We start from the raw sequence: 26,475 nt of genomic DNA, 5'->3' as shown, positions 1-26,475 counted from the left end.
CTCGCTCGGTGTAGCGGGCAAGTCAAGCGGAACGCGCGGCTACCGAATTTGTTTATACGAAATGCTTGACATGTTTTGGCGGGACTCATATTATTAGGACTGCATAATATAATCCTGGGTGAAACAACTCAATGTTCACATCTACCACATTCGATAGCATCAGCACGCCGATAGAGAGTCGCATTGCAACAAGTTTTGCGCGGATCGGCACCGCGATGCGCAGTCAAGCGTGGGAGCTGGCTGTGGCGAATGGGTTGACGCCTACCCAGGTCGATATTCTGGCTTTGTTGGCCGCACGCAGTAGTCCGCTACGCTTGTCGGTGATTGCCGAGCAATTGGCGATCACACCCGCCACCGCCAGCGATGCGGTGAGCACTTTGGTCGCAAAAGGCTTGGCGGAAAAAGGGCGTGATGCGGAAGATGGACGGGCGATTGCATTGCGTCTGAGTGCATCTGGCGCCAAGTTGTCGGCCACGGTTGCTGAAGCCAGCGGCTTCTTGGGATTGGCAGTGCAGTCCCTGGGCCAGGAAGAGAAAACACAGTTGTTGCGGATGATGATCAAGGTGATTCGCAACTTGCAGGAAAGCGGCAAGATACCGACTTCGCGCATGTGCGTTACTTGTAAATATTTCGACGCAAATCGTTATGTCGGCTCGACCACGCCGCACCATTGCAATCTGGTCAGTGCCCCGATGGGGGTGTATCACCTGAGGCTGGATTGTCCGGAGCATAGCGAAGCCGAGCCGCTGGTGGCGAATAGGAACTGGCTGTCTTTTGCGGGATGAACTGGATTTTTTGGTCCATATAAGCAGGACCGCAGATTGAATTGAGTTGGTAAATTTTACGAGGCAGGGTTTATGCCGGCCTTGAAAAGTGGAGTTGCGCGAAAGCGCCTATTTTTTTACTCCATTAATTTAGGAGTCCTACTTAAAATATGATGAGGGCGCCTTCTGGCCGATGGTATGCATCGAATTTGCGAGCAGTGACTGAATGATTTCAGCATGTGTGTTCGGGCACGCACATGCTCTTGTTAACCCGCCCCTTTTATCTGGAGATTTATATGTCGCACGTCAAACTGGTTACCCTTGCAACTGCCAACGAAAAAAGCAAACCTGCCCTGGAACAAATTAAAGCCACCTTTGGCAAAGAACTGAACATGTTCGCCGCGGTCGCGAACTCGCCGGCTGCGCTCAACAGCATGTGGGGCTCGTTTGGCGCGCTGGGCAAAGGCAAGCTGGGCGCCAAACTCGGCGAGCAAATTGCGGTAGCGATCGCCAACCGCAATAGCTGCGAATATTGTTTGGCCGCCCACACTGTGCTGGGTCAGGGTGCCGGCGCCAGCGCTACTGAAATGGCAGCTGCGCAAATCGGACATTCGACCGATGCCAGAACGGCTGCAGCACTGACGTTTGCGCTGAAAGTGGTTGAAAACCGCGCTCAGGTAACCGCAGCCGACATCGCTGCCTTGAAAAATGCAGATTTCGACGACGAAGCCGTGGTCGAAATTCTGGCGCACGTTGCGTTGAACCTGTTCACCAACTACATCAACGTCGCGTTGAACGTCGAAGTCGATTTCCCGAAAGTCGCACTGCGCAAAGTCGACTAATCCTCGCATCGGCTGACGAGGCGGCGACTCCGCCTCGTCGCCGATTGCCTGATATGAAAGGGAGAATAAAGTGAAAGAAGAACTTCGCCTGGCGCCTGCGTTACAGGTGTCGCAATGGCTGAACAGCCGCCAAGCCATCACGCTGGAACAGTTGCGCGGAAAAGTCGTGGTACTGCATGCGTTCCAAATGTTGTGTCCAGGTTGCGTGTCGCATGGCATTCCGCAAGCGCTGGCCGTGCACCGCACCTTCCCGCAGGAATCGGTCGCCGTGATCGGGCTGCATTCGGTGTTTGAGCATCATGAGGCAATGACGGCAGTGTCGTTGAAGGCCTTCATCCATGAATATAAATTGAGCTTTCCGATTGCGATCGATCAAGCCGCTGCGGTCGGCCCGGTTCCTTTGACGATGCAGGCATATGGCTTGCGCGGAACGCCCAGCCTGGTCCTGATCGATAAAGCCGGATACGTGCGCCTGCACCACTTCGGTCGCGTGGATGATCTGCAATTAGGCGCGCTGATAGGACAATTGCTGGCGGAACCCGCGAGCCCTGCAGCGGTCGCTGATATCGCTCAAGGTCAATCGCAAAACGGCCTTATCTGCGATGCGCAGGGATGCCCAATCTAGCGTAGTGTCTCCCCATCAAACAGGAAAACACATGGCCCCGAAACCGGCACCGGAACTGCAAGTCAGCCAATGGTTCAATACCCAGTCGGCACTCGATCTGGAGACGCTGCGCGGCAAAGTTGTTGTCATCAACGCGTTCCAGATTCTGTGCCAAGGCTGCGTGCACCAAAGCGTGCCGCAAATGAAGCGCATGGTGCAGGGCTTCGACCCGAACCATGTTGCAGTGCTTGGTTTGCATACGGTATTCGAGCATCACGAAGCGATGACGCCGGAGGCGCTGGAGACATTCATTCACCGGCACCGGCTGGAATTGCCGATCGGGGTCGACATGGCCGACGGCAAGCGCGGCCTGCCGTTGACGATGCAGGCTTATCACATGCAAGGAACGCCGACCTTGATCCTGATCGACAAAAACGGTTACCTGCGCATGCAGCGTTTCGGCCATAAGGATGACCTCAGCGTAGGCGTGGCGGTCGGAAAACTGCTGGCAGAGCCGGCTTCAGTCAGGTGAGGTAAAACCCGGCTGCGGGCATGGCTCGCAAATCGACCGCGCCGAAATTCAACCTTAACGCACCATAAAACAATGCCGGGCACGTGATGGAATTCACGTGCCCGGCATTGTTTTGAGGATCTTCCGCAGACGGCGCGCCTGATCCGGCAAGGCGCGCGCCCTAGCTGCTTGAATTAATCCGCTTTGCCCGGCAAGGACAGGTCGCCCGATGCCACATCGAACACGTTCTCCACGCACAGCAATGGATTATGAGCGCTGGCATTGATGCGCAGGCCGGCAGTCACGCCGTCGAACGAGGTGCCGCGGATCGCATCCATATTGTCGAACGGGACCCGTACCGAGACGGTGTGCTGTTCAAAGTTCGGCGCATAGCCAGGGCTGTCGATCAGAAGCGGAACGCCAGGCCAGGTCTTCGGCAGGCGCGGCTTGCTTCCTTCCGGGATGTCTTTGACTTTGAGGGCGCCTTTAGCGCATTCGTCATCCGGCGCCAATACCACCCAATGGGTATGCCAATCAGCTCCTTTGGTCGAGAACAGCGGGGTGTCGTCGAAGTCGGGATGGGCCGTTACCGCCAGCGCCAGGATGCCGGAGCCGGCATCAAAACCGACTTCGGCAGGGTCGATCTTGGTCGGCCAAACATAGGAGAACACCTTGGTGCCGGCAAACTTGCCGGTCTTGCCCGGTTTCACGTCGCCGGCTATGCCGCTGACCTGCATGGTGAATTCCACCCAGCGCTTGGACGCGTCCACCTTGATGCCTGTTTTCACGATGTCGAACGAAGGGTTCGCGGCCTTGGCCGGGGCACCGGTCTTGGCAGCGGAGGCCACGATTTCATGCGCGCCTGTAGTGCCAACGCCAAATGCAAGAAGGAGGGCGGCTGCGATGCCGCATGTGCGTTGCGTATTCTTCAGTAACATATAGGACTCCTAAGTTATGTGGACAAAAAACGGAATTCAGGCGAAGACTTCTCGGCTCCGCAACCGGATCGCCTTATCGGCAGGCCATGAATTTCGGCCTTGAAACGAGCGCTCAGTATGTATCACGTTCGCGATAATGTAAAGGACTCCTAATTAAATACCCTGTGGCGATTTTGTTTTCTTCAAAATTTTTGGGCGTCCAACCAGCAGTTTGAGATATACTGCGCGCCCTCGAGTGTGATGTAGATCAAAAGCCGATTGGCCGTCATTCCGGCCACGCAGTTTACCCAACCTCGCCGTACGAATCGCCATCCCGCAATCCGTCGAAATAAATTCTTGACAGTCCAGATAGCCTGCTATTTAATTGGCAATCGATTGCGCAATCGTTTGCGATGTCGATTTTATTTGGCCGAAAAGAGCTGAAATTAAATAAACACATAACTTTCCCAATCGGAGACACGAAATAATGAAGACACGCAATCTGTTCCTGGCCCTGTCGTTGGCCAGCTGCTCCACGCTCGCCCTGGCCGATGACTGGTCTTTTGTCGATGCCAACATCAACCGTCTTGAATGGAGTTCGCCAACCATCAACCGGACCAACAAGGGGCCTTTCGGGCAGAAACGGTCATTCACCTATCTGGAACTGGAAGGCGGACGCGGCGGTGATTGGGGCGATCTGTACGGATTCCTGGATCTCGAAAATCCGCTGAAAAAAGAAAATAACACCGACGATAACCGCATGGATCGCCGCACTGCCGCCAAGGCCGTGGCGCGTTTCAAGCTGACTGATCTCGGCGGCCTGCCTGTGATGTTGTACTCCCATGTGTACGACTTCCGCGACAATGGCTTCTACGACCAGAACCGCGTGCTGGGCCTGGGCACCAACCTGACCTTCGGCAAGCTGTGGATTCACCCATTCCTCGGCGTGCACCAGGAGCTCAAGGCGGGCGTAGGCGCCCAATTCAACGGCGGCATGGGCGGTTACACGCTTGGCTATAACTTTGACGCCTTCGGTCAATCGTTCACGCTGTCCCAATGGCACGAGACCGAATTCGGACGCAAGTCGCAATATTTGCAGATGGCCGAAGCCGGCAATGTCGTCACCGCAGGCAAGACCGCCCAGAACGGCGCCGTTTCGCTGTGGTGGAACGTCAACAAGCAAGTCACCACCGGCGTCAGCTACCGCTACGCGCACAACAAACTGGGTGTCTCCGGCTATGAAAATGCGATGATTTATACCCTCAAATACAACTTCTAATAAGTTGGAACGACACGAAATAGTGTTGTTTCCAAATGATGTGGGAGGCAAGCAAGTGATGTCGCGGTAACTCGGTTTTGATCCTGTTCGCTGGCAATGAAATAGTGTTTATGTTGCCAGCGTTTTTTGTCGGTAACTTTCCTTTTGCGTCACTTCCTGAGTCATAATTCAGCGCAAGAAAGGTAGGGTACTTTATGGCAACAATGAAGCAGGTAGCAGAAAAATCCGGCGTATCCACGACCACAGTTTCCCACGTCATCAACAACACTCGAGTTGTCAGCGAAGATGTCCGGCAGCGCGTGCTGACGGTCATCCAGGAGATGCGTTATGTGCCCAGCGCCGTAGCGCGCAGCCTCAAGAACGACAGGACCAACACGATCGGGATGATGATCCCGAATAACTCCAATCCTTACTTCGCGGAGGTGATCCAGGGCATCGAGGACGCTTCGTTCAAGCTTGGCTACAACATCATCCTGTGCAACTCCTACGATGATCCGCGCAAGCAGCTGGAATACATCCGGGTCTTGATGGAAAAGAGGATCGACGGGCTGATTTTGGTTTCTTCGGGATCGGATAGTGAGCTGACCCGGCTGCTGGCCGATGAGCAGCTGCCCAAAGTGCTGGTCGACCGGGAAGTGACCGGCATCGCAGCGGATTTTATCGAGGCTGACCACGAGCAGGGCGGTTACCTGGCAACCAAATATCTGCTGGACCTTGGGCATCGCGATATCGCCTGCGTGTCCGGTCCCAAAGATTTGCTGCCCAGCCGCGATCGGGTTACCGGGTATCTGCGAGCGCTGCGAGAGGCTGGCGTCAATCTGCACATGAGCTGGCTGGTGCATAGCGACTTCACCAGCCAGGGCGGCTATACGGCCACCCAGCAATTGCTGGCGCTGCCGAATCGGCCAAGCGCCGTGTTTTTCGGCAACGATCTGATGGCGATCGGCGGCATTTGCGCGGCCACCGAAGCGGGGGTGCGGATACCGGCCGATCTGACCGTCATGGGCTACGACGACATCGCGTTGGCATCCTTCAGCAACCCGCCGCTGACGACGATTGCACAACCGAAGCACGAAATAGGGGAGTTGACCGCGCGGATTCTGGTCGATCGCATCATGAACGAACATTTGCCGCTGCGCCGGGAGCTGCTGCAACCGACGCTGATTGTGCGCAAATCCACTGCGGCTTTTACGCCCGGGACATAAGGCTTCCAGCGTTAACCTGGCAGCGATTTATGTATGTCGGATAAATGATGCAAGTTGTTGATTTCCATAGGGAATCATGGATATGGAAGTCGTCGAGAATATCCCTTGACAAAAAAAACGTACGCAACGAATATCTGGAAATCGATTGCGCAATCGATTGCTAGTGTTTTTATACCAGTAGTAAAAACTTCAACCTTACTTGATCGCGTTGGCAGTTTTTCAGCCTGATCAGTAGTTTTTAGATCAAATCAATCAGAAACCATCGTCGGATGGAGGAGACAGAAATGAACAAAATAAAACGCAATACTCTTTTAAGCTGTGTGTTTGCCCTGTCGGTCAGCGTGTTTGCGCATGCGGCCCCGGTTTCCGCACCAAAAGTCATCATCGACAGCGACTACAACACCTTGAGCGATGACGGCCAGCTAGGCGTGATGGCGGCGCAGCTGCAAGCCGACGGCAAGATCAACGTGCTGGGGATTACCGTTGTCTCCGGCAATCAATGGCTCAAGCAAGGCGTGGCGGATGCGCTCAAATCGGTCGAGCGCCTGGGCGTCGAGAATCAAATCGGTGTGTACAGCGGCGCCAATTATGCGCTGTCGCATGACATCAAGACCATTCGCAAAGAGCTGGAGCTGAGCGGCAAGGGCGATGGCTACCTGGGTGCATGGAGCTCGCCAGAGCCAATGACCGAGAAGGACCTGAAGGCGCCGCCCGATGGTTTCGCCACCAAAGCCAAATTGCAAAGCAAGGACGCGGTCGATTTCATTGTCGAGACCGTCAAGAAATACCCGCACGAAGTGAGCATCCTGGCGATCGGGCCACTCACCAATCTGGCGCAGGCGGTACACAAGAATCCTGAAATCGTCCCCCTGATCAAGCAGATCATCTATATGGGCGGCGCGGTGGACGTGCCTGGCAATACCACGCCGACGGCAGAATTCAACTGGTGGTTCGACCCGGAAGCAGCGCATATCATGGTGCGCCAGCCTATCCCGCAGGTGATCATCCCGCTGGACGTGACCAATACCGTCGTCATGGACAAGAAAAAATACGACCGCATCGTCAACGACCCGGCCAAGCAAACCATCATCACCAAGATGTTCAAGCAGTTGAACGGCCATGGCTACACCGGGACCGGCTTTGAAGAAGATCCAAAGTCAACCATGAACATCTGGGACACGCTGACCATTGCGTACCTGATGGATCCGAAATTCGCGACTGAAGTGGTGACTGAATTTGTCGACGTGGACATGAACTTCGGCAAGAATGCCGGACGTTCCGTTGGCTATCGCGGCGCCGCACCGGCGGGCGAGAAACTGCAGAAAGTGAAAGTCGTCAAGCGCTTCGACAATGATCGCTTCTTCGATTTCTACACCGACCTGTTGACCCGTCCGGTTCCAGTCAAGCTGTCCAAGTAAGCCAAGCAAGCACTAAAACTCCGTCATTTCCGCCAGTGCGGAAATGACGGAGCAGTCCGTTTCCCCTCGCGCAGTTCCCGCAACACCTTCCCCCGCAAATAAATGCTTGACAGTGATTGAAGCGCCGGGATTTAATAGCAATCGTTTGCGCAATCGTTTGCATAACAAAACTGGCTAATCCAGAAGCGCATAACGCCATACCAAAGCTGATACATCAAAGCTTTCCTTAGGAGACACGTAATGAGCAAAGCGAGAAATACGCCATGAGCTCCATCACCGAGCACCAGACTCAGCCCTTGCTGCAAATCAGCGGGCTTTCGATGTCCTATGCCGCGCCTGTGCTGCTGGATGTGAATCTTTCGCTGCAACCGGGCGAAGTCCGCGTTCTGGCAGGTGAAAACGGCGCTGGCAAAAGCACGCTTTCCAAAATCGTCGGCGGCCTGGTGACGCCGGTCGCCGGCAGCATGCAGTTCTGCGGCCAGCCGTTCGCGCCTACCTCCCGCACCGCCGCCGAAAACAGCGGCATCCGCATGGTCATGCAGGAACTCAGCCTGGTCAACACGCTGACGGTGGCCGAGAACCTGTTCCTGCGCAAATTGCCGCGCCGCTTCGGCTTCGTCGACTACCCGGCGCTCAATGCCGCGGCCAGCGCCTGCATGGCGCAAGTCGGACTGGGCGGCATCGATCCGGCGACACCGGTGGCCAAGCTGGGCATCGGCCAACGCCAGATGATCGAAATCGCCGCCAACATCAGCGCCGACTGCAAGCTGCTGATCCTGGATGAGCCGACCGCGATGCTGACCGACCGCGAAGTCGATTTGCTGTTCGTGCAGATCGAGCGGCTGAAAGCCAAGGGCGTCGGCATTATTTACATTTCGCATCGGCTGGAAGAAACCAAGCGCATCGCCGATTCGATCTCGGTGCTGCGCGACGGCCAAGTGGTGGGAACCCATCGCGCCGCCGATATCAGCATTCCCGAAGTGGTCAAGCTGATGGTCGGCCGCGAGGTCGGCGAGCGGCTCGAGCGTCCCAAGCCGCAGCCCAGCAAGATTTCCTTGAAAGTGGAGCGGCTCAATCGCGGCAAAGCCGTGCAGGACGTCAGCTTCGAAGCGCGCGGCGGCGAAATTCTCGGCATCGCCGGCCTGGTCGGTTCGGGCCGCACCGAAACCTTGCGCCTGATCTATGGCGCCGACAAGCGCGATAGCGGAAGTGTCTACGTCTCCGGCCGGGAATGCATCATCAAATCGCCGCACGATGCGGTCCAGCACGGCATCGCCATGGTGTCGGAAGATCGCAAGGAACAGGGTCTGCTGCTGACGCAATCGATCAAGCTCAACATGACCTTGAGCGGGATTGCCCAAGTGGCCAAGGGCGGCTGGCTCAACCATAAGAAAGAACGTGCGATTGCCGAGAAGATCGGCAACCTGATGTCGTTGCGCGCCAACTCGGTCGAGCAATCGGTGCGCGAACTATCCGGCGGCAACCAGCAAAAGATCGCGATCGGCCGCTGGCTGCATCGCGAATGCGATGTGATGTTGTTCGACGAACCGACGCGCGGCATCGACGTCGGCGCCAAATTCGAAATCTACAAACTGATGGCGGAACTGGCGGCGCAAGGCAAGGCCCTGGTGGTGGTGTCGAGCGACCTGGTCGAATTGATGCTGTTGTGCGACCGCATCGGCGTCATGAGCGCCGGCAAAATGGTGCGCATCTTCGACCGCGAAGAAGTCAGCCAGGACGCGATACTCGAAGCGGCGTTCAGCGGCTATGTGGATACGCCACAAGCAGCATGAGACGGTAAGAATCAGAGCAATAGGCACAGCGGGCAGCGCTGAATTTTCAGCCCCCGACATACATGAAGGACAAAGTCATGACAACCCAAGTAAGCGACACACAATCTTCGGCGCCGCGCTCCCTGTTGGGCAGCGATGCCAGCGCCGGCAATCACGCATCGACATTCATGCGCAAGGCCCGGGAATATCTGGGACTGGTGCTGGTACTGGTCGGCATGGTGGCTTTCTTCAGCTTCGCCAGCCAGTACTTTTTTTCAATGAATACGTTTAATACCATCGCCAACGACATTCCGGCGCTGACCGTGATGGCGGTAGGCATGACCTTTGTCATGATCATCGGCGGCATCGACCTGTCGGTCGGCTCGGTGCTGGCGCTGTGCGGCGGCGTCCTCAGCCTGGCCATGGTGAGCTGGCAGTGGGGCTTTGTGCCCGCCGCCGCGCTCGGGCTGGCGGTCGGCTTCTTGTGCGGCATGGTCAACGGCCTGATTTCGGTCACCTGGTCGGTGCCGTCCTTCATCGTCACGCTCGGCATGCTGGAAATCGCCCGTGGTTCGGCCTATCTGGCAACCGGCTCGCGTACCGAATACATCGGCGAAGCGGTGGCCTTCATCAGCAATCCGGTGGTCGCAGGCGTGTCGCCGGCGTTCCTGATCGCCATCCTGATCGTCGCCGTCGGCCAGATCGTGTTGTCGTACACCGTGTTCGGCCGTCACATGATCGGCATCGGCACCAATGAAGAAGCGATGCGCCTGGCCGGGATCCGTACCCGTCCGGTCAAAGCCGCGGTGTTCGCGCTGTTGGGCTTGCTGTCCGCGGTGGCGGCCGGGTTCCAGGTGTCGCGGCTGGAAGCCGCCGACCCCAACGCCGCCGCCGGCATGGAGTTGCAAGTGATTGCAGCGGTGGTGATCGGCGGCACCAGCCTGATGGGCGGCCGCGGTTCGGTCATCAACACCTTTTTCGGCGTACTGATTATTTCGGTGCTCGAAGCCGGTTTGGCCCAGGTCGGCGCCAGCGATCCGGCCAAGCGCATCATCACCGGCCTGGTGATCGTGATCGCAGTGATCGTCGACATGTACCGCAACCGCATGAGCGCAGGAAAGCACTAAAAATGAAGAAACCTCGTATCACCATTGTCGGCAGCGTCAACATGGACCTGGTGTTCAGCACGCCGCGCATGCCGGCCGTCGGCGAAACCATCCAGGGGCAGGAATTCCATCAGATCCCGGGCGGCAAGGGCGCCAACCAGGCGGTCGCGGCAGTGCGCCAGGGTGCTGACGTCACATTGATCGGCCGAGTCGGCGAAGATAATTTCGGCGACCGTTTGCTGGAATGCCTGGTCGATGACGGCGTCGATATTTCCGCTCTGTCGCGCCAAGCCGGCATGGCGACCGGCGTTGCCGGCATCCTGGTCGACGGCGACGGCCACAACAGCATCGTGGTGACGCCCGGCGCCAATCAGACGCTGTCGCCGGCTCACATCGACGCCGCTGCAACAGCGATCAAGTCCGCGCAATCGCTGGTCTGCCAGCTTGAAACGCCATTGAGCGCGGTCACCCGGGCGATCGAGATCGCGCATCAAAGCGACGTCCCGGTGATCTTCAACCCGGCGCCGATGCAAGCCTTGAGCGCTGAATTGCTGGCCATGGTCGACTACCTGATCGTCAACGAAACCGAGGCATCGCAACTGAGCGGGGTCCCGGTCAGCGATCGCGACAGCGCCGGCATTGCAGCGGTCAGATTGCTTGAGCGCGGGGTAGGGACGGTGTTGCTGACGATGGGCGCGCACGGCGTTTTCATTGCGGAACAAGGCGCGCGCAGATTCATCCCGGCGGTGGCGGTGGAGGCGGTCGATACCACCGCCGCCGGCGATACCTTCACCGGCGCATTCGCGGTCGGCCTGGCGCATGGACTGAGCGTGGTCGACGCCGGCATCGAGGCGCAATATGCGGCGGCCCTGGCCGTCACCAAATTCGGTGCGCAAACATCGATTCCGCATCGGCATGAAGTCGAACAATTCATGACCAGCCGCGGCGTGACCGTTACACGGCATGCAGTTTGAAAAAACGCCTTTACGGGCATCGTATGTACCGGCGAATTCACGCCATAATTTTGATCGCAGGAGTGGTGTTCTGATATGAGTAATGCAAACGCAACGACCAACGCAAGCCAGTCCAGCCGTCTTAAACCGATCGCTGCGCTGGGCCAGCAAATCTGGCTCGACAATCTGAGCCGCGAACTGCTCGATTCCGGCGAACTGTCGCGCTGGATCAGCGACGACGGGATTGCCGGCGTAACTTCCAATCCGGCCATCTTTTACAACGCCATCCGCACCGATCCCGCCTATCAGGCGGCGCTACCGGCGCTGCGCACCGCGCACGCCGACCCCGAAGCGCGCTTCGAGGCGCTGGTCTTGCCCGATGTCCAGCGCGCCTGCGATCTGCTGGCGCCGCTGTACTGCGAGAGCCAGGGTGGCGCCGGTTTTGTCAGTTTTGAAGTCTCGCCCAGCCTGGCGCATGACGCCGCCGGCACCATCGCCTCGGCCAAACGCTTATGGCAAGCGATAGCTCGTCCTAACGTGATGATCAAGATCCCCGCGACGCCGGCCGGGATCGAAGCGCTGGAGCAAGTCATCTTTGCCGGCATCAACGTCAACGTCACCCTGATCTTCTCGGCCAGCCAGGTGCAGCAAGTGCGGGCGGCGCACGGTCGCGGATTGCAGCGCCGGCTTGACGCCGGCTTGCCGGTGGACGGGATCGCCAGCGTCGCCAGCGTCTTCATCAGCCGCATCGACACCGTGGTCGACGCGCAACTGCCGGACAGCGCCGCCATGCTGCGCGGAAAAGCCGCAATTGCCGCCGCCAAGATTGCCTATCGCAACTGGCAGCAAGATACGCAACACGCATTTGCGCCGCTGGCGCAAGCCGGCGCGCAAGCGCAATTGTTGCTGTGGGCCAGTACCGGCACCAAGAACCCGGCCTATCGCGATGTCATGTATGTGGAGCAGCTGATCGGCAGCGAGACCGTCAACACCGTGCCCGACTCCACGCTGGCTGCTTTCCGCGATCATGGCGAAGCGCGCGCGACGCTGGCGCTCGATATGGATGGCGCCGAATCCGTGCTGGCGCAACTGGCCGGCCACGGCATCGACCTGGAGCAAATCGGCGCGAGCTTGCTAGAGGCCGGGCTGAAACAGTTCGAGGAAGCCTTCGCCAAGCTGTTGGCACTGGTCGAATAAGCGTATTGCACTTCATGCCATCCTTTACTAGCCTGCAAATGAGGATGGCCACTTTTTTAAAGCTACGGTTTTGCCGTGGCTTTTTTTTTTGAAGGGATGGAATCATGGCGACGTTCAAGGATTTTGAAACACCGGTATTCACTCAACTCACTTCCGCCATCCGCGCGCTGGCGATGGACATGGTGCAACAAGCCGGTTCCGGCCATCCAGGCATGCCGATGGGCATGGCCGAGATCGCCGAAGTGCTCTGGAACCACCACCTGCGCCACAATCCCGCCAATCCGCACTGGCCCGACCGCGACCGCTTCGTGCTCAGCAACGGTCATGGCTCGGTGCTGTTGTATGCGCTGCTGCACCTGAGCGGCTACGACCTGCCGATCGAAGAACTGAAGCGCTTCCGCCAACTGCACTCGAAGACCCCCGGCCATCCCGAGGTCGGCCTGACTCCCGGCGTCGAGACCACCACCGGACCGCTGGGGCAGGGCTTGGCCAACGGCGTCGGCATGGCCCTGGCCGAGCGGCTGCTGGCGCAGGAATTCAATCGTCCGGCGCACGCCATCGTCGATCACCATACCTACGTCTTCCTGGGCGACGGCTGCCTGATGGAAGGCATCTCGCACGAGGCGTGCTCGCTGGCCGGAACGCTGGGCCTGGGAAAACTGATCTGCTTTTACGACGACAACAATATTTCCATCGACGGCCATGTGGAAGGCTGGTTCACCGACGACACGCCGAAGCGTTTCGACGCCTACGGCTGGCACGTGGTGCCGAATGTCGATGGGCACGATCCGGAAGCGTTGCAGGCAGCGATCGCAGCGGCCAAGGCGGTCACCGATAAACCGTCGCTGCTCTGCTGCAAGACCGTGATCGGCATGGGCGCAGCAACCAAGGCCGGCACTTCCAAGGTGCACGGCGAAGCCTTGGGCGCGGCGGAGATCGCGGCCACCCGGCCGCATATCGGCTGGCAGCACGGCCCGTTCGAGATCCCGCCGGAGGTCTACACGGCTTGGGACGCACGCCAGCGCGGCGCCGAACTGGAAGCAGCCTGGAACCAAAAATTTGCCGCCTACCAGGCCGCTTATCCGAATGAAGCAGCAGAGTTCCAGCGCCGCATCAAGTCGGAACTGCCAACCGGCTGGCAACAGCACGTAGCCGGCTTGATCGATCAGATCCAGGCCAAGGGCGAGAGCGTCGCCACCCGCAAGGCTTCACAAAACGCGATCGAGGGTCTGGCGCCGCTGCTGCCCGAATTGCTGGGCGGATCGGCCGACCTGACCGGCTCCAACCTGACCAACTGGTCCGGTTCCAAACTGGTCAGCAAGCAGGCAGCCGGCAACTACATCTCGTATGGCGTGCGCGAGTTCGGCATGGCTGCGATGATGAACGGCATGGCCTTGCACGGCGGCTTCATCCCCTACGGCGGCACCTTCCTGATGTTTTCGGAATACGCCCGCAACGCGCTGCGCATGGCGGCACTGATGAAAATCCGCAGCATCTTCGTGTTCACCCACGATTCCATCGGCCTCGGCGAGGACGGCCCCACCCATCAGGGCGTGGAGCAGGTGGCGACCTTGCGGCTGGTGCCCAACCTGGATCTGTGGCGGCCGTGCGATACGCTGGAATCGGGCGTCGCCTGGGTCGCCGCCATCGAGCGTCAGGATGGGCCGACGGCGCTGGTATTCTCGCGCCAAAGCCTGCCATTCCAGCCGCGCGATGCCGCAACCCGGGACCAGATCAAGCGCGGCGGCTATGTGTTGGCCGAAGCCCAGGGAACGCTGCAAGCGGTGATCCTGGCGACCGGTTCCGAAGTCTCGCTGGCGATAGCCGCGCAGCAAGCCTTGGCGCAGCAGGGGATTGCCGTCAGGGTAGTCTCGATGCCGTCCACCAACGTCTTCGACCGCCAGGACCAGGCCTATAAAGATGCCGTGCTGCCGCGTGGCGTGCCGCGGGTGGCGGTGGAGGCCGGGGTCAGCGACATCTGGCGCAAATACGTGCTGGATGGGGCGGTGGTCGGCATCGACAGCTTCGGCGAATCCGCACCGGCCGGCGAGCTGTTCAAGCACTTCGGCTTTACCGTTGAGAACGTGGTCAAGGCGGTCAAGAGTGTTTTAGGCTAGCAGGCCTCCTCGCCGCTTGCAAAGAAAGCGGCGAGGTTAAAGTTCAAGTCAGACCATTATTTTGCGCAATGGCCGTGAACGCCATAGCCGCAGCGATTACAATAATAAATTGCCGAGCGTCAATGTTTCGACGGAGTTATCGCGGCAAAATAAATCAAAAAAGTAAAGGCCTTGAACATGACATCTTCAATATTTTCCAAATTTGCCGTCGCCTCCTGCGCCGGCGCCGCCATTTTCGCAACCAGCTGTGACGCGTTAGCCGATTCGGGACGTGGCATCGAGGTTGCGGTGCCTGCCTATGTGTACCCGGGCGATCCCTTCCTGAATGACCTGAAAGATCCCGTCAAGACGCCGGTTCCGCCGTCGGTGGTGATCATGAACATCGGCAACGGCGATGCCGATGAATCGATTCTCGATGCCGATGCGGATGCGCTACGCCAGCGCATCGCAGCCAATGGCGAGCACGTGAAAGTCATCGGCTACGTCTACACGACTCGTGCCGGTAGGAAGAAGCCCGAAATTATCAAGAGTATCGACCGTTACCTGGCACCAAGGAACGGCAGCGTGCATTTCGACGGCATATTTTTCGACGAAGTGCCGCGCGAATGCGGTCCCACAGCCGGTTCGCTGGAGTGGCGCGATAAGCTGCGCGAGATGCGCGAATATGTCTGGACCAAAATCCCAAAGGGGAGCGATCTGGTGGTCAACAATATCGGCACCGCCGTTTTCGATTGCTACCTCGAACCCGGTCATGAAACCGCCGACACCTTCATCACCTTCGAGGATACGGCCGAGCATTACTTTGCCAACGCCTCCAGCGTCGGCTGGGCTTACGGCTGGCTCGGCGGCAACGTCGTGTCTGGCGGCCAGTACGTATTAGGCACCCAATACAACTCGTCGCGCTTTTGGCATCTGGTCTACGGCGTCAACAATAGCAACTGGGCCGCGGTAACCAATACCGCGTTCGCGCGTTATGCGGGTTATGTCGATGCGACGGACGATATGTACACCAATGGCTTACTCAATCCCTGGGATCAAAAGCCGACTTTCCTCAATGACGTTGTTTCGTATGCCAAAACACTCGGCAACTAAGCGAAGTTAGCCGTACGTTGGGCTGGAAAGCCCAACGTTTGGTGGCGACGGAGATGAAAATGTTGGGCTTCGCCTTCGGCTCAACGCCAACCTACCGCGGATCTAAAAATAGCAAGAAGCTAATAATTGCCAGCGCGTCCGATAGCGTTTATAGTCGCTCCCGTCCCTGAGAGAAAAATCCTGGACGTGGTTGACAAGCCACTATCAAAAGAGCACGGGCCGCAAGCTTGCGGTTTTCTACGTGCCCCCCTCTGCCGTCCTCTCCGGGCGGCGGGGTAGGGAGCTCCTTTGTGGGCTGCCGGAGGGGGTGTAAATCTTTTGACCGGTCTTGTCACCCTGCCTTCGCCGCCCACCCACGCCAGACGGCGGGGCGCGGATTCATCCACCGCTAGGAGACCGACATGACTAGTAGTAAGAAGAAGCCTCGTCCATCCCCATCCATCCCGAATATCCCAGAGCACCAACCGTTCTCATGGTTGGACCCCGACCTGCGCAGCGATCAAGCGGCGCAATTCATCGCGTTCGTGCTCGACATGAGCCAGGGCATTCATAAATGTCTGTCGGCGCTGCATGCCAACTCGCTGCTGCAAGAGCACGGCGACCCCGACAGCCCGCCGCTGCTGAACGCGTTCGATACCGACGTGATGTTCCGCTGGTCGCTGGCTTCTACCGACACGATGGCGGAAAAGGCCCAAGCCTGCGTTGATTACCTGAACGACTTGAGAGCCAGACAGCGCAAAGCCTAAGCGCTGACCGCCGCCGGTAGGGCGGATGAGCGTAGCGTTATCCGCCGCTGGATGTGCCACATGCGTTCGACGCATCCAACACGGCGGAAGGCGCTGCGCTTTTCCGCCCTACGGTAGTCCGGCGGGTTGCCAACGTTTTTCGAGGTGCTCTGAGGTATCATTGCCGCTTGGCATCCCCTCTCATTTTTGAACCCCTTTTATTTGGACGTGTCGTTTATGTTTTCTATTGACCAGCTACTCAATCCAATCAGTGACTCGCAGCCTTGCGGCATCGATCTGTCCTTTTCCAGCGACCTCGATGCGATCGCCGAGGCCCGCCGATTCGATGATCCGTCCCTCGATCAAGGCGAATGGGTGACCGAGTTGAAAGAAGCCGATTGGGGGTTCGTGGTCGACAATTGCGCGCGGCTGATTGAAACCAAGAGCAAGGATTTGCGGGTTGCGGTCTGGCTGGCGGAAGCCAATGCCAAAGTGCGGCATTTCCGCGGTTTGGGCGATGGCTATCTGTTGCTGGCCGGCTTAAGCGATAAATATTGGGATGGCCTGTATCCGATCCCGGATGACGACGATCAGGAAGTGCGGATCGGGAACCTGAGCTGGCTGCTGTCCCGTTCGCGCCAGCTGACGCGCGAAATGCCGATCACGGAAGGCCGCGGCAGTGCGTTCTCGACGATCCAGTTTGAAACGGCCAGATCGCGCGCCGCCAATGAAGAAAGAGGGCATAGCGACGGCGCTGCCGGCGACGGCCCTAAAATGGCGGAGATCGAGTCGGCCCGCCGCAAGTCGTCTCCCAGGTTCTATGAAACCTTGCTGGCGGACGCCAATTATTGCAAAGAGGCCTTGCTGCAGCTGGAGCAATCGATCGACGCCCGGGTAGGCGAAGACGGCCCGGCCTTTTCGGCGGCCAGAAATACGCTGGAAGATGTGATTTCGAATATCACCCGTTTCGCGCAAGAAGCGGGGATCAATACCCGCGGCAAGGCGCCGGCCAGTGGTAATACCGAACAGCAAGCGGCCCCATCAGCAGTCGTGCAGCAGGAGAGCGCGCACCATCATGATCAGCAGGCGGCGCCGACAACGCTGAACGGCCCGATCCAGAACCGCGACCAGGCTTTGATGCAGCTGCGACACGTTGCGGATTTTTTCCGGCGCACCGAGCCGCATAGCCCGGTTGCCTATCTGGCCGAGAAGGCCGCCGATTGGGGCGATCTGCCTTTGCACGACTGGTTGAAGACGGTCATCAAAGATTCGTCCTCGCTGGCGCATGTCGAGGAATTGCTGGGATTGCAGAAGCCGAACGATTAAAACAATTTATCAGGCCGCCTCTGTCAGAGGCGGCCTCAAGTAAATTACTGCGCCACCCGGAACTCGATCCGGCGATTGCGCGAGCGGCCTTCCGCCGTATCGTTGGTGACGATAGGGCGATCCGGTCCTTGACCTGAAGTCGCGATCGAATCCGGATTGACGCCTTTCTGCGCCAGATATTCCTTCACCGCGTCGGCCCGCGCCTTACTGAGTGACAGGTTGCTGGCGCGCAGTCCCTGGCTGTCGGTATGGCCGATCACTTCCACTTTCTTGTCTTTCAACTTCAGCAGTGCGGCCGACATTTCGTCCAGGATTTGCTTGCCCGATGCGGTGATGGTGGTCTGTCCGGTGTCGAACTCGATGGTGCGATTGGCCAGGGCCTGATCCAGGATATTTTGTTCCGAGGCCGACACCCGCAAACCGTTTTTCACCGTGTAGGTCGGATTCAGGTTGCCGGCGATTTCGCTGGCGATTTGCTGGCGCTGCGCCTCATTGGCGACTTCACCCTTGATGCTGACGGTATTGCCGTCTATCGTCAGTTGGCCGCGGCTGACCAGTTTCAGGCTTGGGCTGATCAGCTTTTGCACGTAGTTATTCCAGTTGGCGGGCAACACCACCGAACCGACCGAAATTTGATCGACCACGCGGTCGGCGCCGTAGAGTTCTTGCAGCTTGCTCAGCGCGCTTTGCTTGCTGGCTTCGTCGGGGACGGTGCCGCTGACCAGGATTTGTCCAGGCTTGGGAGTGGAAACAGGCGGCGCGACATTCTGCGCGATTGCAAGATGTGATGCCAACAATGATGTCAGGGCGATACTCAGGTAACGCATGCGTCAGGCTCCAATAAATGCTTCACGAAACGAGTCATGAGCCGATTTCAAAGATAGGTTGGGTTGGGCCAGATAACTGGATATTTTCTTGATGCTGACATCGGCGTTGACTTGTTCTTCGACCCAGCTGGCATCGTCGAAAGCAATGTGGTGCTCCAGTGCGATGCGCGGATCCATGATGGCTTGCAAGGTACGCGGCGAGGCGCCGCTGAAGCCGATGATCATGGCCGGCTTGTCGTCGATCCTGGTGAAGAAAGTCGCCAGCTCGAAATGGCCGCGCAACAAAAACGGCGTGATCAGGTGCAGCCAGAAAGATGCCACCAGATTGCGGTACATCGGATCGCTAGGCAAAGGCATCACCAGACTCTTTTCCAATCGCGAGGAGGAGCTGGCCAGCACCGGCTGCAGCAAGATCCCGAGCGCCAGCACAAGATGCCGCAACGAACCCTTGAAGCCGGTGCTGGATAACATGTTGTCCAGCGCGCCTATGGTCTGGATTTCCAGGAAGTCGGTGTAGGCCGCATGATAGGCGCCGAGGCCCAGCTGCAGCGGGATGCCGGTGGCCGTCAGGTCTTGCAGCGGCACCGTCGGATCGGCGGCGGCAACCACCTCGGACGACTGGCTTTCAAGCCGATTCCACAGGCGAGAAAATGCCATCGGACTTTTGCTGATGAAATCCAGCGGCTCGTCGATTTCCATGGTGCTGACCGCGAGAAATGGAAAGCGGCGGCTGGCCTGGTCGCTGCTGGCAATCAGGTGGCCCGCAATGGCGCGCTTGCTGCGCGGTCCGATGAAGGCAAAGTCCAGCGGCGTGACCGCATCGTAGGCGATTTTCCAGCGCGGATCGGTGGACAGCAGGTCCATGGCTTGCGCCAGCCACTCGTCCAGGATTGACACCAAGGGCACGTTGTCGGTTGCCTTGATGAAATCGCCGCGGCTTGGGATTTTGCCGAAATAACCGATATTGGCTAATTTTTCGCCGCCGTTCATTGCGCTGCCCCTTCTACTTTCTGGGCCGGTGCCGGCGCCGGAGTGTCGCTTGGGGCGGCGCTGCCGACGATGGTTTCCGGCAGCTTCATGCCGCGGAAGCCCTGGCCTTGCTGGGCGCCGCCATCGGCCGACTTGGCGCTGACTTGCGGGCTGCTGATGATTTTCAGATTCACCGGCACGGTGACGTTGTCGTTGGTCCAGCTCAGTTCAAAGCCGCCATCCTTGCGTTTGCGCACAGCGGTATTGATCAAGCGCTCCAGGCCGAAGCGGCCCGGCTGGTTGGCGATTTCGACCGTGCGGCCGTCGAACGTCACTGCCGTAATGCGGGCCCCGGCCACGCCTTGCGGGTTAGGCCAGACGAAGTTGGTCCACTGCGATTGGGTATTCCGATAACGCAATTGCTGGCCGTCGATTTCGATCGTGTATTCCAAGGTTCCTGCCGCCGGCAAAGCCTGGATCTGGAACACGGTCTGGGCGTCCGCTCCAGAACCGCCAGCGCCGCCGCCACCGCCGCCGGCAGCACCGTTGGCGCCGAGCGGGCTGACCCAACGCGAGAAGTTGGAGACCATCACCGGCGACAAATTGATGCCCATGTCGGCCCAGGTTTTGGCTGCCAGCGTGTCGCCGCGGCGCACCACCAGCGGTCCCATCGAGGTATTGACGAACTTGGCGATGCTGCCGTCAGGTCCGAAGGTCTGGCCGATCTCGGCGCTGGTGGCTTCGATTTTCGAATTGGGCGCAAACGGATATTTTTCCGCCAGTGTTTTCTGGAACGGCGAGTAAACCTGCGCCAGCCAGGTCCGGTTCATCTCGGCTTCGGTCGGTTTGATGGTGACGGCGAAAGCTTGCATCAATGGCCGCACCAGGATCGGGCGGATCGCCTGCTTCTGGGTATCGGTCATACCGGTCAGCATTTGCTCGTCGACGTATTTGAGGGCGTCGGCCAACTCCGAGCCGTTGCCGTTCAAAGTTTGCTGCATCAACTGGTTCGCACCGGGGCCGGTATCGCCCTGGTTCTTGATTTGATTGAAGCGGGTGCGCAGTTTCGACAAGGTTTCCATATAGCCGCGCATCAGCGAGGCATTGTTGTCCTTGGTAGCCACCATTCTGGCGACTCCGGCGAACTCCTTGCCGACCGGTCCCATCGGCACCGATGCTTTATCCGTATCCAGGTTGACGTTGATATTGGTCGGGGCCGGTGCACGGCGCAAGATGGTTTGCTTGAACCAGGCAACAACGCCGCTCTGCGCCCGTTCCAGTCCGGCGTTCATCAATGACGGGTTGTCCCACGATGTTTGCTGATTGACGGTGTTGACGAACTTGTCGATCGGCGAAGTCGATGGGTCGCCGAAGCGGTTCATCGACTTGACGGCATTGTCGAAACTGCCCAGCTCGGCAACGCTCACGCCCTGGATAAATTTCTGCCATTCCTTCGCATATTCGGTTTTGTACTGGGTCACCAGCGCCTTCTGAATTTGCTCAGGGCTGCCTTCCAGCGTCAGGTCGTCATTGGTGGCTGTTTTCAATACCCAATCGCTGCTTTGCAGGTCTTTGTTGGCGGCTTCCTTGAACGCGCCCTGGACGAATTTTTCCCAGGCGTCGCGGGTGAATGTCCCCGGAATTGCGTAGCTGCCGACAATCAGTTCCTTATCCTGATCGCCGACGATGCTGGCCACTGTCATCGACGGGAAGCGGGTCGAGGCGCGGGCCTTGATGTCCGCGTATACCCGGTCGCGTGCCGCCATGCCGCGCACCACTCGGCGCAGGTTGTCGCGCGACTGATCGACCAGGGTCAGCTTGCTTTCGACGGTCGGCCACGACGGGTCGTTGATTTGCGACAGATAGAAAGTCATCAGGCGTTCGGCGCTGCGGATCATCTGCTCGCGCGACATATTGCCGCGGTTGCTCTCCAGCCAGCCGCGCCAGAAGCGCGTGATCTGGTCGTTCAAATGGCTGGATTCGGCACGCGATCTGTCGCTCAGCATCAAATAGGTTTTCAGCGCGTTATAGCCGTCTTCGACGTTGGTCGGCGACGAGTCCTTGTATTGCTGCGTCGCCTGTTGGGTCGTGCTTGCGCTGCCGGTAGCTGCGGTGCCGGCAGCTACGCCGCCGGCTGTTGCCGCAGCGGCCGCTGCCTGATTGGTGTCGGCGGCTGCCGGCGTGGCGCCACTGGTCGATTGCACCGGGCGCGACATTGGCTCCAGCGAGCTGGCATGGGCGTTCATTTCAGACAGGAAGGACTCGATGTTGGCCGTGACCGGCTTGAGCACGATGTCCTTGATGCCTGAGAAGTACTCTTCGCGCAATTTGCGTTCCAGCATCTGCCCTTGATAGAGGCCGAAACCGAGCGACAACGGCCGGCTGCTGTTGTATTTCTGCAACTGCTCGATGCGGTCTTGCAGGATTTCCATCGCTTCAAACCGCGATTGCAAGTCGATCCGCTTTTCTTGCAGCTTGATCGCTTTGTCCAGGTCCGCTTGCACATTGGCGGTCAGCTGGCGATTGCCGATGTAAGACCAGCTCCAGCCGCCCAATGCCACGCCGACCAGAGCGGTGGCGACAAAGAACATGGTGTAGCGCAGACGGGTCTTGTGCCGGCTCGCGTATTGAGAGACCAGGTCTTTGTCGGCAAAAATGACTTTTCTGAACAGGTTCAGCAGGAAGAAGCCATGCTTGGAATGGATTTCCGGCCGCTCCAGCGTTTGCAGTTTGAGATTGAAGCGTTCTGCAATCCGTTCTGAAGAGGTGCTGACGCCGGTGCCTTCTTGCAACGCGCTGGTGAAATAGAAGCCGCGGAACACCGGCTTGAACTGGAACGGATTTTCTTCGAACAGGGTGGCGATAAAGGCCCGCAGAGGGGCTTTGATCGACGCGAATTCCAGCGGGAAGGTGAGCACGCCCGGCGGCAAGCGATCGCCGCGGTTCAATGCCATGTTGGCCAGGCTGATTTCTTTCAGGCCGTCATACAACTCGTCGAAGCGGGTGTCGAAATGCGACAAAACGTCCTGGCTGGTGCTCTTCGTGTTGTAGGGCAGGGTGGTGCCCCATACGCGGTCTTTTTCCGCGCGATCCATGTCCAGGAAGAATTCGGTAAAGCCGGTAATCAAGTCGGCCTTGGTGAACATGACGTAGACCGGCGCAAAGACTTCGAGTCGTTCGGTCAGTTCTTGCACGCGTTGACGCAGATTCTTGGCCAGGTCGATGCCGAATTCCGGGCGATTGCCGGTCAACTCGGCAATGCTGACGGCGATGATGATGCCGTTGATCGGCGCCCGCCGGCGGTGTTTCTTCAACAGGCTGAGGAAGCTGAACCACTCTGCGCGGTCTTCTTCATACACCGAGTAACGCCCCGCGGTATCCAGCAAGATGCCGTCGGTGGTGAAAAACCAGTCGCAATTGCGGGTGCCGCCTACGCCTTGCACGATGTTGCTGTTCTTGTCCGCCAGCGGAAATTGCAGGCCGGAACTGGCGACCGCGGTGCTTTTGCCGGCCGCGGGATTGCCGATGATCATGTACCACGGCAGTTCATACAACGCGGTGGCGCCGGATTTTTCGCCCAGTTTGGAATTCTTGATGGTGGAGATGGCGTCCAGCATCCGTTTGCGGATGGCTTCCGTTTCATCGTGGCCGACTTTGCTGGGCTTGTCCGACGGTTTGTCGACCTGGCCTTCCAGCATGCTGCTGAAATTGTTCGATGCACGTCTGGTGCGTATTTTGCGAACTAGCCACACCAGTCCCCAGACGGCCAGGATGGCGCCCAATATGAGGAGGACCCAGATGCTAGCGATTTGCATGCTATCCGCGCCCAGATAAAGGAAGCCGGCCAGCGCGACGAAACCGATCACTGCCAGGGTTCGTGCATTCGTCAAAAATTGCCAAAGTCGTTGCATAAGTATCAGTAATTATTAAGTTGTTGATTCTGTTGAAGTGGCCGGCCAAGCGGACCTCATCCATATAAACGGGCCGCTGATGCCAGCAGCCCTCGGTACATTGCGTAACTATCGTTAGCCGCAATTTCTATCTGAATACTGTGTCAATTCATCTTTTTATGACGCCTGGCTTACGCAGTTCCACGTGGCCCAAATCCATCATTTTCCAACGTCCGCCCCAAGTCAGCCCGACCGATTCCGCCACTTCGCCGTAGAGTTGATAGCCGCGCATGGCCCACGGGTCTTTCTCTGAAATCACCAGTTTGCCGTTGCGCATGAACGCCGAATCCGCAGCCAGACCGTATTGGTGATAACTCTGGAACGCTTTCGCATTGGTGACATTGCTACCCATTTGCGCCAATGCGTTCTGACGCTCCGGACTGCGATAGCCTTCGATAATCGCCATGTCATAACCGTGCTGTTCTTTCATGATCTTGAAAGTCAGCAACAAGCGCTGGGTGAAATCCGCATCCAGCGCTTGCCAGTTGCGACTTGCCGTATCCAGCATCGGACGTATTTGCGTCACTTCCTGCGTGGTAAAAACGTCCGGCGGCAACGGCGGCGGCGGTACTAATTGTTCTCCTTGCAACAGCGCGGCAATCTGCGGATTGACTTCCTGTCTGGAGTCCTCGTAGCTGCCGAGCATGTCTTTGCCGCTTAACATCCAGGCGATGACCGGCGGCAAGATTACCACTGCCATTCCAGATAGCAAGATTAAATGATGCCGCTTTAAAAATTGCCAGGCGGATAGTTTCGATGCCTGCAGATTTTGCGACAACGATTTGGTCGTTTCTGACTTGCGATATTTCCAATCCTGAAACAATTGCCCGATACGATCTTTCCGCTTGATCAGAGCTGTAAACACAGTTTCACGCGTAGTCGGAAACAGCACGAGCCCGGTGACGCCGCATGCAAGCAGAAAATAGAGGGCGATGACTAAGAAAAACACGAAAACCTTTTCATGAATATTACGAAATAAATATATCTTTGTATTTGGTAATATATTGCCCGCAGGTACAATAGATTGCCCGAGAGTATAACTTATGTATATCCTATCGAAACTGTCATTGCGACCGGCTGTGATCAATTTCTGACGTTTTTGGAGAAATCTGTCTTGTCATCATCTGGAAAAAGTGTGCCCGCATCTGTAAGGCCAAATCTGTTGTCCGAGTCGTCGTCGACAGAGCAGGGCAGCGGCAGCATTCTGACCGCGCTGGAAGGCAGAGAGCCGCAATCGAAGGCCGTTGCGAAAAAGAAGTCAGGTGTTTGGCTCGGCGTTGCGCTGGCCGGACTATTGGCGGCATTCGGCGCCGGCGGCTGGTTTGTCTGGAGTCAACATTCCGAGCCGGCAGATACATCGACAGTGGTCGAGGCGGACGAACACAAGGCGAGCCCGCAGCTGGCGGCGAACACGCCTGCACCTGAAGGCAACACGGCGCCGGCTGGCAAACTTGAATCCGAAGCCGCAATCATCGAAAACGATGTCGTCGCTCACCCGGAAAAATCAGAACCGGATCTGCGCGATGCGCGCACAAAACTGACGGAGTCGCTGGAGGCAGGTGTGCCCGTGCCGCCCACTTCCCTCAAGGCGGCGTTGGAAAAGCCGAAGGCATCAGACAGCAAGCAAGCGAGCAAAGGCGTGAATGCGCCGCTGGTCAATCGTGCCGCTCATGAACCAAAGACGGCGGTGAAAACGACGGCCAATCAAGCGACCGACAGCGACGTGAATATTCTGGCCGCGCTGGTTTCCAACGGCGAAAGCGTATCTGAGCCGCCAAAAGCAACAAGCAAACCCAAAGCGCAAACCAAAAAGAAAGCTGCCGAACCTGTGGTTGCACAAAATACGGTGCCGGCTATCGATATCGTCGAGCGCAAGCCGGGCGACAGCACCGCAAGCTTGCTGCAGCGTTGCCGTCAGCTTGGTCTGATAGAAGGGGAGTTTTGCCGCTGGCGTATTTGCTCCGGCCGCTGGGACTCGGATCCTTCTTGCAAGGTAACCAAAGGCGAGTAGTTAGGTGTAGTGGCTTGCGTTTGAACCGACCATGCTCGCAATCGACGCGCTTTCCAGCTTGCATTAATTGCAAATGAAAATGCGCCCCTCTCAAGCCATCTGCAAAAAAGTGTCGAAATGGTTCACGACGGATCGAAAACGTCCGGCAAGTCGCGGCCACCGTAGATAATGCGCTCGATCCGCACGACGTTTTTCATGAGTCGGAATAGAATTGCATAATTCCCAACGGTGGCCATGCGAGCATCCTCGCCAATGTCCGGACGCAATTGGTAAATTAACGGGGCGCGCTGGATGTCGGAAAACTTTCTGCGAATGTCCTGGATGAATGTTACTGCGCGGCCTGGATTGTCCTGGGCGATAAAGTCAGCGATAACGTCCAGATCACCTTCAACGTAGCGCGAGAGTTCTATCTGCATCACTTTGCCGCAACGTTGGCGATCGCCTGGTACTTGCTCTCAAGACGATTCAACACGTCATCGGCCGAGATGCCGGGCGTCTTGTCGCTCAACGCTTCCTGCCAGACCCCGCGTAGTTCAGCGATGCCCTGCATGCGCAAGCTACGCTTGTATGTCCAGTCGCGCAACGCGTCACGAATAACTTCACTGCTTGACGCGTATTCGCCGGTCGCGACAGCGGCACGAATGATGTGAACCATTTCTGGCGGCAGGGCAATACTAATTTTTTCAGCGGTAGTCATTGAGGTGCCTTTCATGCAAATGGTATGAATAATTCCTACCATAATAACAAATCTGGCTGGAGTGACAATTGAAAAAATAGTTGACGTTTAATATACGGGGGGTCAGCCTGGCAAGCCAGCCGCAAGTATGCGGTCACGCAATTCCGCTGTGTGGCGTGTTTGCATCAATCAGCAGCCGCATGCGACCAATATC

Annotated in this window: 23 protein-coding genes; 16 read left to right on the top strand and 7 right to left on the bottom strand. The window is 57.9% G+C overall.

The annotated features are described in order from the left end of the window. Positions 1 to 131: 131 nt before the first annotated feature. The 4 genes from ACFPM8_RS06555 (at position 132) to ACFPM8_RS06540 (ending at position 2,742) form a co-directional block, all read left to right on the top strand. The gene (locus ACFPM8_RS06555; RefSeq protein ID WP_378996259.1) at positions 132 to 785 is read left to right on the top strand and encodes a MarR family winged helix-turn-helix transcriptional regulator; all 654 of its coding nucleotides are present in this window, start codon (positions 132 to 134) and stop codon (positions 783 to 785) included. Positions 786 to 1,060: 275 nt separating this feature from the next. Then, a complete protein-coding gene (locus ACFPM8_RS06550) occupies positions 1,061 to 1,606 on the top strand; it encodes a carboxymuconolactone decarboxylase family protein (RefSeq protein WP_378996256.1) in 546 nt (181 codons plus the stop codon). Between the two features lie 70 nt (positions 1,607 to 1,676). Beyond that, on the top strand, positions 1,677 to 2,231 hold the full coding sequence (locus ACFPM8_RS06545; RefSeq protein ID WP_378996254.1) for a redoxin domain-containing protein: 555 nt from the start codon (positions 1,677 to 1,679) through the stop codon (positions 2,229 to 2,231). Positions 2,232 to 2,262: 31 nt separating this feature from the next. Beyond that, positions 2,263 to 2,742: a redoxin domain-containing protein gene (locus ACFPM8_RS06540; protein WP_378996252.1), complete on the top strand. Its 480-nt coding sequence runs from the start codon at positions 2,263 to 2,265 to the stop codon at positions 2,740 to 2,742. A gap of 173 nt (positions 2,743 to 2,915) precedes the next feature. Here the strand turns inward: ACFPM8_RS06540 and ACFPM8_RS06535 are convergent, their stop codons facing one another. Next, a complete protein-coding gene (locus ACFPM8_RS06535; RefSeq protein ID WP_378996251.1) occupies positions 2,916 to 3,659 on the bottom strand; it encodes a hypothetical protein in 744 nt (247 codons plus the stop codon). Between the two features lie 466 nt (positions 3,660 to 4,125). On the opposite strand from ACFPM8_RS06535, the gene ACFPM8_RS06530 reads away from it, so the two are divergent. The 11 genes from ACFPM8_RS06530 to tssA all read left to right on the top strand — a co-directional run bounded on the left by ACFPM8_RS06530 (position 4,126) and on the right by tssA (position 17,828). Next, the gene (locus ACFPM8_RS06530) at positions 4,126 to 4,917 is read left to right on the top strand and encodes an outer membrane protein OmpK (RefSeq protein ID WP_378996250.1); all 792 of its coding nucleotides are present in this window, start codon (positions 4,126 to 4,128) and stop codon (positions 4,915 to 4,917) included. 194 nt (positions 4,918 to 5,111) lie between these two features. Beyond that, positions 5,112 to 6,122 carry a LacI family DNA-binding transcriptional regulator gene (locus ACFPM8_RS06525; protein WP_378996247.1) on the top strand — a complete coding sequence of 337 codons (1,011 nt, stop codon included), beginning with the start codon at positions 5,112 to 5,114 and terminating at the stop codon, positions 6,120 to 6,122. Positions 6,123 to 6,406: 284 nt separating this feature from the next. Then, positions 6,407 to 7,540, top strand: a complete 1,134-nt coding sequence (locus ACFPM8_RS06520) for a nucleoside hydrolase (protein WP_378996245.1) — start codon at positions 6,407 to 6,409, stop codon at positions 7,538 to 7,540. Positions 7,541 to 7,803: 263 nt separating this feature from the next. After that, positions 7,804 to 9,333: a sugar ABC transporter ATP-binding protein gene (locus tag ACFPM8_RS06515; RefSeq protein WP_378996243.1), complete on the top strand. Its 1,530-nt coding sequence runs from the start codon at positions 7,804 to 7,806 to the stop codon at positions 9,331 to 9,333. Positions 9,334 to 9,410: 77 nt separating this feature from the next. Then, complete coding sequence (locus tag ACFPM8_RS06510) at positions 9,411 to 10,439, top strand: ABC transporter permease (RefSeq protein ID WP_378996241.1); 1,029 nt, start codon at positions 9,411 to 9,413, stop codon at positions 10,437 to 10,439. A gap of 2 nt (positions 10,440 to 10,441) precedes the next feature. Continuing rightward, positions 10,442 to 11,392 carry a ribokinase gene (gene rbsK, locus ACFPM8_RS06505; RefSeq protein ID WP_378996238.1) on the top strand — a complete coding sequence of 317 codons (951 nt, stop codon included), beginning with the start codon at positions 10,442 to 10,444 and terminating at the stop codon, positions 11,390 to 11,392. 75 nt (positions 11,393 to 11,467) lie between these two features. Then, complete coding sequence (gene tal / locus ACFPM8_RS06500; RefSeq protein ID WP_378996236.1) at positions 11,468 to 12,568, top strand: transaldolase; 1,101 nt, start codon at positions 11,468 to 11,470, stop codon at positions 12,566 to 12,568. A gap of 104 nt (positions 12,569 to 12,672) precedes the next feature. After that, entirely contained in the window at positions 12,673 to 14,685 is a 2,013-nt protein-coding gene (gene tkt / locus ACFPM8_RS06495) for a transketolase (RefSeq protein ID WP_378996233.1), read from the top strand. A 177-nt stretch (positions 14,686 to 14,862) separates the two neighbouring features. Next, a complete protein-coding gene (locus ACFPM8_RS06490) occupies positions 14,863 to 15,777 on the top strand; it encodes a spherulation-specific family 4 protein (protein WP_378996231.1) in 915 nt (304 codons plus the stop codon). A gap of 401 nt (positions 15,778 to 16,178) precedes the next feature. After that, positions 16,179 to 16,523 (top strand): hypothetical protein, encoded by a 345-nt coding sequence (locus ACFPM8_RS06485; protein WP_378996229.1) that lies wholly within the window; start codon positions 16,179 to 16,181, stop codon positions 16,521 to 16,523. A gap of 216 nt (positions 16,524 to 16,739) precedes the next feature. After that, positions 16,740 to 17,828 carry a type VI secretion system protein TssA gene (gene tssA / locus ACFPM8_RS06480; protein ID WP_378996226.1) on the top strand — a complete coding sequence of 363 codons (1,089 nt, stop codon included), beginning with the start codon at positions 16,740 to 16,742 and terminating at the stop codon, positions 17,826 to 17,828. A gap of 44 nt (positions 17,829 to 17,872) precedes the next feature. Here the strand turns inward: tssA and ACFPM8_RS06475 are convergent, their stop codons facing one another. The 4 genes from ACFPM8_RS06475 to ACFPM8_RS06460 form a co-directional block, all read right to left on the bottom strand. Further along, a complete protein-coding gene (locus tag ACFPM8_RS06475) occupies positions 17,873 to 18,655 on the bottom strand; it encodes an OmpA family protein (RefSeq protein ID WP_378996223.1) in 783 nt (260 codons plus the stop codon). 3 nt (positions 18,656 to 18,658) lie between these two features. Continuing rightward, positions 18,659 to 19,645 carry a type VI secretion system-associated protein TagF gene (gene tagF, locus ACFPM8_RS06470; protein ID WP_378996221.1) on the bottom strand — a complete coding sequence of 329 codons (987 nt, stop codon included), beginning with the start codon at positions 19,643 to 19,645 and terminating at the stop codon, positions 18,659 to 18,661. Beyond that, positions 19,642 to 23,535 carry a type VI secretion system membrane subunit TssM gene (gene tssM / locus ACFPM8_RS06465; protein WP_378996219.1) on the bottom strand — a complete coding sequence of 1,298 codons (3,894 nt, stop codon included), beginning with the start codon at positions 23,533 to 23,535 and terminating at the stop codon, positions 19,642 to 19,644. The genes tagF and tssM overlap by 4 nt, the downstream gene beginning before the upstream one ends. Positions 23,536 to 23,683: 148 nt before the next feature. After that, a complete protein-coding gene (locus ACFPM8_RS06460; protein ID WP_378996612.1) occupies positions 23,684 to 24,523 on the bottom strand; it encodes a M15 family metallopeptidase in 840 nt (279 codons plus the stop codon). 186 nt (positions 24,524 to 24,709) lie between these two features. Here ACFPM8_RS06460 and ACFPM8_RS06455 point away from each other — a divergent pair, with 186 nt between their 5' ends. Continuing rightward, positions 24,710 to 25,585, top strand: coding sequence for a hypothetical protein (locus ACFPM8_RS06455; protein WP_378996217.1), 876 nt, complete (start codon positions 24,710 to 24,712; stop codon positions 25,583 to 25,585). A 122-nt stretch (positions 25,586 to 25,707) separates the two neighbouring features. Here ACFPM8_RS06455 and ACFPM8_RS06450 read toward each other — a convergent pair whose 3' ends face one another. Beyond that, positions 25,708 to 26,001: a type II toxin-antitoxin system RelE/ParE family toxin gene (locus tag ACFPM8_RS06450; protein ID WP_378996215.1), complete on the bottom strand. Its 294-nt coding sequence runs from the start codon at positions 25,999 to 26,001 to the stop codon at positions 25,708 to 25,710. Then, positions 26,001 to 26,282 carry a ribbon-helix-helix domain-containing protein gene (locus ACFPM8_RS06445; RefSeq protein ID WP_378996213.1) on the bottom strand — a complete coding sequence of 94 codons (282 nt, stop codon included), beginning with the start codon at positions 26,280 to 26,282 and terminating at the stop codon, positions 26,001 to 26,003. The genes ACFPM8_RS06450 and ACFPM8_RS06445 overlap by 1 nt, the downstream gene beginning before the upstream one ends. Between the last annotated feature and the right edge of the window lie 193 nt (positions 26,283 to 26,475).

The organism is Paraherbaspirillum soli (assembly GCF_042654985.1).
In the GTDB taxonomy this organism is placed as follows: Bacteria; Pseudomonadota; Gammaproteobacteria; order Burkholderiales; family Burkholderiaceae_D; genus Paraherbaspirillum; species Paraherbaspirillum soli.
The sequence above is the reverse complement of the archived record's forward strand: the minus strand, read 5'-3'. Positions and strand labels throughout refer to the sequence as shown.

Bases quoted from the DNA above. Each gene is read 5' to 3' on its own strand.
- ACFPM8_RS06555 (WP_378996259.1), top strand. From the start codon at position 132: ATGTTCACATCTACCACATTCGATAGCATCAGCACGCCGATAGAGAGT.
- ACFPM8_RS06550 (WP_378996256.1), top strand. From the start codon at position 1,061: ATGTCGCACGTCAAACTGGTTACCCTTGCAACTGCCAACGAAAAAAGC.
- ACFPM8_RS06540 (WP_378996252.1), top strand. From the start codon at position 2,263: ATGGCCCCGAAACCGGCACCGGAACTGCAAGTCAGCCAATGGTTCAAT.
- ACFPM8_RS06535 (WP_378996251.1), bottom strand. From the start codon at position 3,659: ATGTTACTGAAGAATACGCAACGCACATGCGGCATCGCAGCCGCCCTC.
- ACFPM8_RS06530 (WP_378996250.1), top strand. From the start codon at position 4,126: ATGAAGACACGCAATCTGTTCCTGGCCCTGTCGTTGGCCAGCTGCTCC.
- ACFPM8_RS06525 (WP_378996247.1), top strand. From the start codon at position 5,112: ATGGCAACAATGAAGCAGGTAGCAGAAAAATCCGGCGTATCCACGACC.
- ACFPM8_RS06520 (WP_378996245.1), top strand. From the start codon at position 6,407: ATGAACAAAATAAAACGCAATACTCTTTTAAGCTGTGTGTTTGCCCTG.
- ACFPM8_RS06515 (WP_378996243.1), top strand. From the start codon at position 7,804: ATGAGCTCCATCACCGAGCACCAGACTCAGCCCTTGCTGCAAATCAGC.
- ACFPM8_RS06510 (WP_378996241.1), top strand. From the start codon at position 9,411: ATGACAACCCAAGTAAGCGACACACAATCTTCGGCGCCGCGCTCCCTG.
- rbsK (WP_378996238.1), top strand. From the start codon at position 10,442: ATGAAGAAACCTCGTATCACCATTGTCGGCAGCGTCAACATGGACCTG.
- tal (WP_378996236.1), top strand. From the start codon at position 11,468: ATGAGTAATGCAAACGCAACGACCAACGCAAGCCAGTCCAGCCGTCTT.
- tkt (WP_378996233.1), top strand. From the start codon at position 12,673: ATGGCGACGTTCAAGGATTTTGAAACACCGGTATTCACTCAACTCACT.
- ACFPM8_RS06490 (WP_378996231.1), top strand. From the start codon at position 14,863: ATGACATCTTCAATATTTTCCAAATTTGCCGTCGCCTCCTGCGCCGGC.
- ACFPM8_RS06485 (WP_378996229.1), top strand. From the start codon at position 16,179: ATGACTAGTAGTAAGAAGAAGCCTCGTCCATCCCCATCCATCCCGAAT.
- tssA (WP_378996226.1), top strand. From the start codon at position 16,740: ATGTTTTCTATTGACCAGCTACTCAATCCAATCAGTGACTCGCAGCCT.
- ACFPM8_RS06475 (WP_378996223.1), bottom strand. From the start codon at position 18,655: ATGCGTTACCTGAGTATCGCCCTGACATCATTGTTGGCATCACATCTT.
- tagF (WP_378996221.1), bottom strand. From the start codon at position 19,645: ATGAACGGCGGCGAAAAATTAGCCAATATCGGTTATTTCGGCAAAATC.
- tssM (WP_378996219.1), bottom strand. From the start codon at position 23,535: ATGCAACGACTTTGGCAATTTTTGACGAATGCACGAACCCTGGCAGTG.
- ACFPM8_RS06450 (WP_378996215.1), bottom strand. From the start codon at position 26,001: ATGCAGATAGAACTCTCGCGCTACGTTGAAGGTGATCTGGACGTTATC.
- ACFPM8_RS06445 (WP_378996213.1), bottom strand. From the start codon at position 26,282: ATGACTACCGCTGAAAAAATTAGTATTGCCCTGCCGCCAGAAATGGTT.